Annotated in this window: 8 protein-coding genes and 2 pseudogenes; 7 read left to right on the forward strand and 3 right to left on the reverse strand. The window is 51.4% G+C overall.

Features of this window, described 5'->3' with window-relative positions:
• Window positions 1-192 (forward strand): IS1 family transposase (locus tag BGK49_RS07120; protein WP_000718190.1); only part of this gene is annotated, 192 nt, incomplete at its 5' end.
• A gap of 16 nt (window positions 193-208) precedes the next feature.
• Here the strand turns inward: BGK49_RS07120 and BGK49_RS07125 are convergent.
• Window positions 209-376: pseudogene (locus BGK49_RS07125) on the reverse strand (anaerobic C4-dicarboxylate transporter DcuC); the annotation flags it as partial.
• 380 nt (window positions 377-756) lie between these two features.
• Here BGK49_RS07125 and nanR point away from each other — a divergent pair.
• The 6 genes from nanR (at window position 757) to nanQ (ending at window position 6232) form a co-directional block, all read left to right on the forward strand.
• Entirely contained in the window at window positions 757-1548 is a 792-nt protein-coding gene (gene nanR, locus BGK49_RS07130; protein ID WP_000523845.1) for a transcriptional regulator NanR, read from the forward strand.
• A 121-nt stretch (window positions 1549-1669) separates the two neighbouring features.
• Window positions 1670-2563, forward strand: coding sequence for an N-acetylneuraminate lyase (gene nanA, locus BGK49_RS07135; RefSeq protein ID WP_000224714.1), 894 nt, complete (start codon window positions 1670-1672; stop codon window positions 2561-2563).
• A gap of 108 nt (window positions 2564-2671) precedes the next feature.
• Window positions 2672-4162: a sialic acid transporter NanT gene (gene nanT, locus BGK49_RS07140; protein ID WP_000108471.1), complete on the forward strand. Its 1491-nt coding sequence runs from the start codon at window positions 2672-2674 to the stop codon at window positions 4160-4162.
• 47 nt (window positions 4163-4209) lie between these two features.
• Window positions 4210-4899, forward strand: coding sequence for an N-acetylmannosamine-6-phosphate 2-epimerase (locus tag BGK49_RS07145; RefSeq protein WP_000054239.1), 690 nt, complete (start codon window positions 4210-4212; stop codon window positions 4897-4899).
• On the forward strand, window positions 4896-5771 hold the full coding sequence (gene nanK / locus BGK49_RS07150) for an N-acetylmannosamine kinase (RefSeq protein WP_000209048.1): 876 nt from the start codon (window positions 4896-4898) through the stop codon (window positions 5769-5771). The genes BGK49_RS07145 and nanK overlap by 4 nt, the downstream gene beginning before the upstream one ends.
• Window positions 5768-6232, forward strand: coding sequence for an N-acetylneuraminate anomerase (gene nanQ / locus BGK49_RS07155; protein ID WP_000979883.1), 465 nt, complete (start codon window positions 5768-5770; stop codon window positions 6230-6232). The genes nanK and nanQ overlap by 4 nt, the downstream gene beginning before the upstream one ends.
• Before the next feature lie 75 nt (window positions 6233-6307).
• Here nanQ and BGK49_RS07160 read toward each other — a convergent pair whose 3' ends face one another.
• Window positions 6308-6613, reverse strand: a complete 306-nt coding sequence (locus BGK49_RS07160) for a transposase (protein WP_000639208.1) — start codon at window positions 6611-6613, stop codon at window positions 6308-6310.
• A 91-nt stretch (window positions 6614-6704) separates the two neighbouring features.
• Window positions 6705-6914, reverse strand: a pseudogene (locus tag BGK49_RS30350) (DUF1016 N-terminal domain-containing protein); the annotation flags it as partial.
• Window positions 6915-7013: the final 99 nt, after the last annotated feature.

Here is a 7013-nt window from a genome sequence, read left to right on the forward strand (position 1 = left end):
CTGTATGAATCCCGCCTGAAGGGAAAGCTGCACGTAATCAGCAAGCGATATACGCAGCGAATTGAGCGGCATAACCTGAATCTGAGGCAGCACCTGGCACGGCTGGGACGGAAGTCGCTGTCGTTCTCAAAATCGGTGGAGCTGCATGACAAAGTCATCGGGCATTATCTGAACATAAAACACTATCAATAAGTTGGAGTCATTACCAGTAGCCGCTGCTTTTGGCGGGATCGAGTACACCACCGAACCCTAACCAGACACCGCACATCATCAGGAAGATACCTGCGGCAGCCAGCACCACCTGAGGTTTGTAGTTTTTCAGGATCAAATAGCCCATCGTAATTAATACGATGACAGATATAATTATGCCGAACATTGTTGAACTCCGTGTCAAAAGAAAACTGTCAATCCCATAAACGGCAGATTGAAAACAATGATGTTATATTTTTTGCAAGTCTATTTATGGTGCGGATGTCGTGTTTTTAATTGTAGGTGAGGTAATTTTTCATTAAAAAAATATGCGCTTATGATTATTTTGCAAGAACGCATTCATAATATTCATAATGCTCGTGAATAGTCTTATAAATAATTCAAACGGGATGTTTTTATCTGCGTTACATTAATTTTTCGCAATAGTTAATTATTCCGTTAATTATGGTAATGATGAGGCACAAAGAGAAAAACCTGCCATTTTCCCCTACTTTCAATCCTGTGATAGGATGTCACTGATGATGTTAATCACACTGACCTTACAGAATGGGCCTTATGAACGCATTTGATTCGCAAACCGAAGATTCTTCACCTGCAATTGGTCGCAACTTGCGTAGCCGCCCGCTGGCGCGTAAAAAACTCTCCGAAATGGTGGAAGAAGAGCTGGAACAGATGATCCGCCGTCGTGAATTTGGCGAAGGTGAACAATTACCGTCTGAACGCGAACTGATGGCGTTCTTTAACGTCGGGCGTCCTTCGGTGCGTGAAGCGCTGGCAGCGTTAAAACGCAAAGGTCTGGTGCAAATAAACAACGGCGAACGCGCTCGCGTCTCGCGTCCTTCTGCGGACACTATCATCGGTGAGCTTTCCGGCATGGCGAAAGATTTCCTTTCTCATCCCGGTGGGATTGCCCATTTCGAACAATTACGTCTGTTCTTTGAATCCAGTCTGGTGCGCTATGCGGCTGAACATGCCACCGATGAGCAAATCGATTTGCTGGCAAAAGCACTGGAAATCAACAGTCAGTCGCTGGATAACAACGCGGCATTCATTCGTTCAGACGTTGATTTCCACCGCGTGCTGGCGGAGATCCCCGGTAACCCAATCTTCATGGCGATCCACGTTGCCCTGCTCGACTGGCTTATTGCCGCACGCCCAACGGTTACCGATCAGGCACTGCACGAACATAACAACGTTAGTTATCAACAGCATATTGCGATCGTTGATGCGATCCGCCGTCATGATCCTGACGAAGCCGATCGTGCGTTGCAATCGCATCTCAACAGCGTCTCTGCTACCTGGCACGCTTTCGGTCAGACCACCAACAAAAAGAAATAATGCCACTTTAGTGAAGCAGATCGCATTATAAGCTTTCTGTATGGGGTGTTGCTTAATTGATCTGGTATAACAGGTATAAAGGTATATCGTTTATCAGACAAGCATCACTTCAGAGGTATTTATGGCAACGAATTTACGTGGCGTAATGGCTGCACTCCTGACTCCTTTTGACCAACAACAAGCACTGGATAAAGCGAGTCTGCGTCGCCTGGTTCAGTTCAATATTCAGCAGGGCATCGACGGTTTATACGTGGGTGGTTCGACCGGCGAGGCCTTTGTACAAAGCCTTTCCGAGCGTGAACAGGTACTGGAAATCGTCGCCGAAGAGGCGAAAGGTAAGATTAAACTCATCGCCCACGTCGGTTGCGTCAGCACCGCCGAAAGCCAACAACTTGCGGCATCGGCTAAACGTTATGGCTTCGATGCCGTCTCCGCCGTCACGCCGTTCTACTATCCTTTCAGCTTTGAAGAACACTGCGATCACTATCGGGCAATTATTGATTCGGCGGATGGTTTGCCGATGGTGGTGTACAACATTCCAGCCCTGAGTGGGGTAAAACTGACCCTGGATCAGATCAACACACTTGTTACATTGCCTGGCGTAGGTGCGCTGAAACAGACCTCTGGCGATCTCTATCAGATGGAGCAGATCCGTCGTGAACATCCTGATCTTGTGCTCTATAACGGTTACGACGAAATCTTCGCCTCTGGTCTGCTGGCGGGCGCTGATGGTGGTATCGGTAGTACCTACAACATCATGGGCTGGCGCTATCAGGGGATCGTTAAGGCGCTGAAAGAAGGCGATATCCAGACCGCGCAGAAACTGCAAACTGAATGCAATAAAGTCATTGATTTACTGATCAAAACGGGCGTATTCCGCGGCCTGAAAACTGTCCTCCATTATATGGATGTCGTTTCTGTGCCGCTGTGCCGCAAACCGTTTGGACCGGTAGATGAAAAATATCTGCCAGAACTGAAGGCGCTGGCCCAGCAGTTGATGCAAGAGCGCGGGTGAGTTGTTTCCCCTCGCTCGCCCCTACCGGGTGAGGGGAAATAAACGCATCTGTACCCTACAATTTTTATACCAAAGCGTGTGGGCATCGCCCACCGCGGGAGACTCACAATGAGTACTACAACCCAGAATATCCCGTGGTATCGCCATCTCAACCGTGCACAATGGCGCGCATTTTCCGCTGCCTGGTTGGGATATCTGCTTGACGGTTTTGATTTCGTTTTAATCGCCCTGGTACTCACCGAAGTACAGGGTGAATTCGGGCTGACGACGGTGCAGGCGGCAAGTCTGATCTCCGCAGCCTTTATCTCTCGCTGGTTCGGCGGCCTGATGCTCGGCGCTATGGGTGACCGCTACGGGCGTCGTCTGGCAATGGTCACCAGCATCGTTCTCTTCTCGGCCGGGACGCTGGCCTGCGGCTTTGCGCCAGGCTACATCACCATGTTTATCGCGCGTCTGGTCATCGGCATGGGGATGGCGGGTGAATACGGTTCCAGCGCCACCTATGTCATTGAAAGCTGGCCAAAACATCTGCGTAACAAAGCCAGTGGTTTTCTGATTTCAGGCTTCTCTGTGGGGGCCGTCGTTGCCGCTCAGGTCTATAGCCTGGTGGTTCCGGTCTGGGGCTGGCGTGCGCTGTTCTTTATCGGCATTTTGCCTATCATCTTTGCTCTCTGGCTGCGTAAAAACATCCCGGAAGCGGAAGACTGGAAAGAGAAACATGCAGGTAAAGCACCAGTACGCACGATGGTATATATTCTCTACCGTGGTGAACATCGCATTGCCAATATCGTAATGACACTGGCGGCGGCTACTGCGCTGTGGTTTTGCTTCGCCGGTAACCTGCAAAATGCCGCGATCGTCGCTGTTCTTGGGCTGTTATGCGCCGCAATCTTTATCAGCTTTATGGTGCAAAGTACGGGTAAACGCTGGCCAACGGGCGTAATGCTGATGGTGGTCGTGTTGTTTGCTTTCCTCTACTCATGGCCGATTCAGGCGCTGCTGCCAACGTATCTGAAAACCGATCTGGCTTATAACCCGCATACTGTCGCCAATGTGCTGTTCTTTAGCGGCTTTGGGGCTGCGGTGGGGTGCTGTGTCGGCGGCTTCCTCGGTGACTGGCTGGGAACCCGCAAAGCCTACGTTTGTAGCCTGTTGGCCTCGCAGCTGTTGATTATTCCGGTATTTGCGATTGGCGGCGCAAACGTCTGGGTGCTCGGTCTGTTACTGTTCTTCCAGCAAATGCTTGGACAAGGGATCGCCGGGATCTTACCGAAACTGATTGGCGGTTATTTCGATACCGACCAGCGTGCAGCGGGCCTGGGCTTTACCTACAACGTTGGCGCATTGGGCGGCGCACTGGCCCCAATCATCGGCGCGTTGATCGCTCAACGTCTGGATCTGGGTACTGCGCTGGCATCGCTATCGTTCAGTCTGACATTTGTGGTGATCCTGCTGATTGGTCTGGATATGCCTTCCCGCGTTCAGCGTTGGCTGCGCCCGGAAGCATTGCGTACTCATGACGCTATCGACGGCAAACCATTTAGCGGTGCCGTGCCATTTGGCAGCGCCAAAAACGATTTAGTCAAAACCAAAAGTTAATCCTGTTGCCCGGTCTCTGTACCGGGCCTTTCGCTAAGGGAAGATGTATGTCGTTACTTGCACAACTGGATCAAAAAATCGCTGCTAACGGTGGCCTGATTGTCTCCTGCCAGCCGGTTCCGGACAGCCCGCTCGATAAACCCGAAATCGTCGCTGCCATGGCATTAGCGGCAGAACAGGCGGGCGCGGTTGCCATTCGCATTGAAGGTGTGGCAAATCTGCAAGCCACGCGTGCGGTGGTGAGCGTGCCGATTATTGGAATTGTGAAACGCGATCTGGAGGATTCTCCGGTACGCATCACGGCCTATATTGAAGATGTTGATGCGCTGGCGCAGGCGGGCGCGGACATTATCGCCATTGACGGCACCGACCGCCCGCGTCCGGTGCCTGTTGAAACGCTGCTGGCACGTATTCACCATCACGGTTTACTGGCGATGACCGACTGCTCAACGCCGGAAGACGGCCTGGCATGCCAAAAGCTGGGAGCCGAAATTATTGGCACTACGCTTTCTGGCTATACCACGCCTGAAACGCCAGAAGAGCCGGATCTGGCGCTGGTGAAAACGTTGAGCGACGCCGGATGTCGGGTGATTGCCGAAGGGCGTTACAACACGCCTGCTCAGGCGGCAGATGCGATGCGCCACGGCGCGTGGGCGGTGACGGTCGGTTCTGCCATTACGCGTCTTGAACACATTTGTCAGTGGTACAACACAGCGATGAAAAAGGCGGTGCTATGACCACGTTGGCGATTGATATCGGCGGTACTAAACTTGCCGCCGCGCTGATTGGCGCTGACGGGCAGATCCGCGATCGCCGAGAACTTCCGACACCAGCCAGCCAGACTCCGCAGGCGTTGCGTGATGCCTTAGCCGCGTTAGTCGCCCCGTTGCAAGCTCATGCGCAGCAGGTTGCCATCGCTTCAACCGGAATTATTCGCGACGGCAGCTTGCTGGCGCTGAATCCGCATAATCTTGGTGGATTGCTACACTTTCCGTTAGTCAAAACGCTGGAACAACTTTCCAATTTGCCGACCATTGCCATTAACGACGCGCAGGCCGCAGCATGGGCAGAGTATCAGGCGCTGGAAGGCGATATAACCGATATGGTGTTTATCACCGTTTCCACTGGCGTCGGCGGCGGTGTAGTGAGCGGCGGTAAACTGCTTACCGGCCCTGGCGGTCTGGCGGGGCACATCGGGCATACGCTTGCCGATCCACACGGCCCAGTCTGCGGCTGTGGACGCACAGGTTGCGTGGAAGCGATTGCTTCTGGTCGCGGTATTGCAGCGGCAGCGCAAGGTGAACTCATGGGCGCGGATGCGAGAACTATTTTCACACGCGCCGGGCAGGGCGACGAGCAGGCGCAGCAACTGATTCACCGCTCCGCACATGTGCTGGCAAGGCTGATCGCTGATATTAAAGCCACAACTGATTGCCAGTGCGTGGTGGTCGGTGGCAGCGTTGGTCTGGCAGAAGGGTATCTGGCGTTGGTGGAAACGTATCTGGCGCAGGAGCCAGCGGCATTTCATGTTGATTTACTGGCGGCGCACTACCGCCACGATGCAGGTTTACTTGGGGCTGCGCTGTTGGCCCAGGGAGAAAAATTATGATGATGGGTGAAGTACAGTCATTACCGTCTGCTGGGTTACATCCTGCGTTACAGGACGCGTTAACGCTGGCATTAGCTGCCAGACCGCAAGAAAAAGCGCCGGGTCGTTACGAATTACAGGGCGACAATATCTTTATGAATGTCATGACGTTTAACACTCAATCGCCCGTCGAGAAAAAAGCGGAATTGCACGAGCAATACATTGATATCCAGCTGTTATTAAACGGTGAGGAACGGATTCTGTTTGGCATGGCAGGCACTGCGCGCCAGTGTGAAGAGTTCCACCATGAGGATGATTATCAGCTTTGCAGCACCATTGATAACGAGCAAGCCATCATCTTAAAACCGGGAATGTTCGCCGTGTTTATGCCAAGTGAACCGCATAAACCAGGATGCGTTGTCGGCGAGCCGGGTGAGATTAAAAAGGTGGTGGTGAAGGTTAAGGCTGATTTAATGGCTTAAATTTATTAGATCAGGTGTGACCTGACCCATCTTTGGCACAGAGCCAAACCTGAACTGACGGACCGCTCTGTGCCATTACCTGACGTTGTATTCTTTTATGTTAACACCCTTGATACTGTATATACCTGTCCGCTTAATTCGCTTGCCCTTTTTATTCGTAATAGTTGCTGTAAGTGTACTGCAGCGAATGGAATGACGTTCATCAATCACCAGCCGAATTGCTTCTGAAGCATCTTCCACCTCTAGAAGGTCGTGAGTCTTATTTAAGCCGAATGGAACAAGATGGAAGGCAGTTTTTCCTGATGATTTTCTGGTTATTTTTACTGGATATAACACATCACCACTTTTATGGATTAATTCAAGCTGTTCAATGTAAATCATGGCAACTTTCCTTCGTTTATTTGCATGAATATACAAACCGAAAATAGGAGATGCAATACAAAAGCTGTGGAAATATCAAACAGCCTCTCAATTTGGCAGACAGCGTCTGCCAAATCTTTGCCGATGGGAATTCTGCAGATGGTGTCTGCGGAATTCCCAATGGTGTTAATTAGCCAGACACTGTCTGGCGAATTTCAACATGTTGAAAAAAGAGGTAAAAAAGCCTCATTTGGCGTAAGTTTTTTGCAGAGAACCCACGCTTATACCTTAGACTTAAATCCTTTGATAGTCGCTTGATTAGCGTAAGCGTGCAGCAAGAACCGTATTGACGGGGATGTGTTATTCAGTCGGCAGTGCTACGCGCCAGGGGAGCAGTTCGCCGACCCGGTTTATCGGCCAG

The sequence above is a fragment of the Shigella sp. FC1544 genome, assembly GCF_001722145.1.
GTDB lineage: Bacteria > Pseudomonadota > Gammaproteobacteria > Enterobacterales > Enterobacteriaceae > Escherichia > Escherichia coli.

Coding starts and splice junctions, on each gene's coding strand:
- nanR (WP_000523845.1), top strand. CDS start 757: ATGGGCCTTATGAACGCATTTGATTCGCAAACCGAAGATTCTTCACCT.
- BGK49_RS07145 (WP_000054239.1), top strand. CDS start 4,210: ATGTCGTTACTTGCACAACTGGATCAAAAAATCGCTGCTAACGGTGGC.
- nanQ (WP_000979883.1), top strand. CDS start 5,768: ATGATGATGGGTGAAGTACAGTCATTACCGTCTGCTGGGTTACATCCT.
- nanT (WP_000108471.1), top strand. CDS start 2,672: ATGAGTACTACAACCCAGAATATCCCGTGGTATCGCCATCTCAACCGT.
- BGK49_RS07160 (WP_000639208.1), bottom strand. CDS start 6,613: ATGATTTACATTGAACAGCTTGAATTAATCCATAAAAGTGGTGATGTG.
- nanA (WP_000224714.1), top strand. CDS start 1,670: ATGGCAACGAATTTACGTGGCGTAATGGCTGCACTCCTGACTCCTTTT.
- nanK (WP_000209048.1), top strand. CDS start 4,896: ATGACCACGTTGGCGATTGATATCGGCGGTACTAAACTTGCCGCCGCG.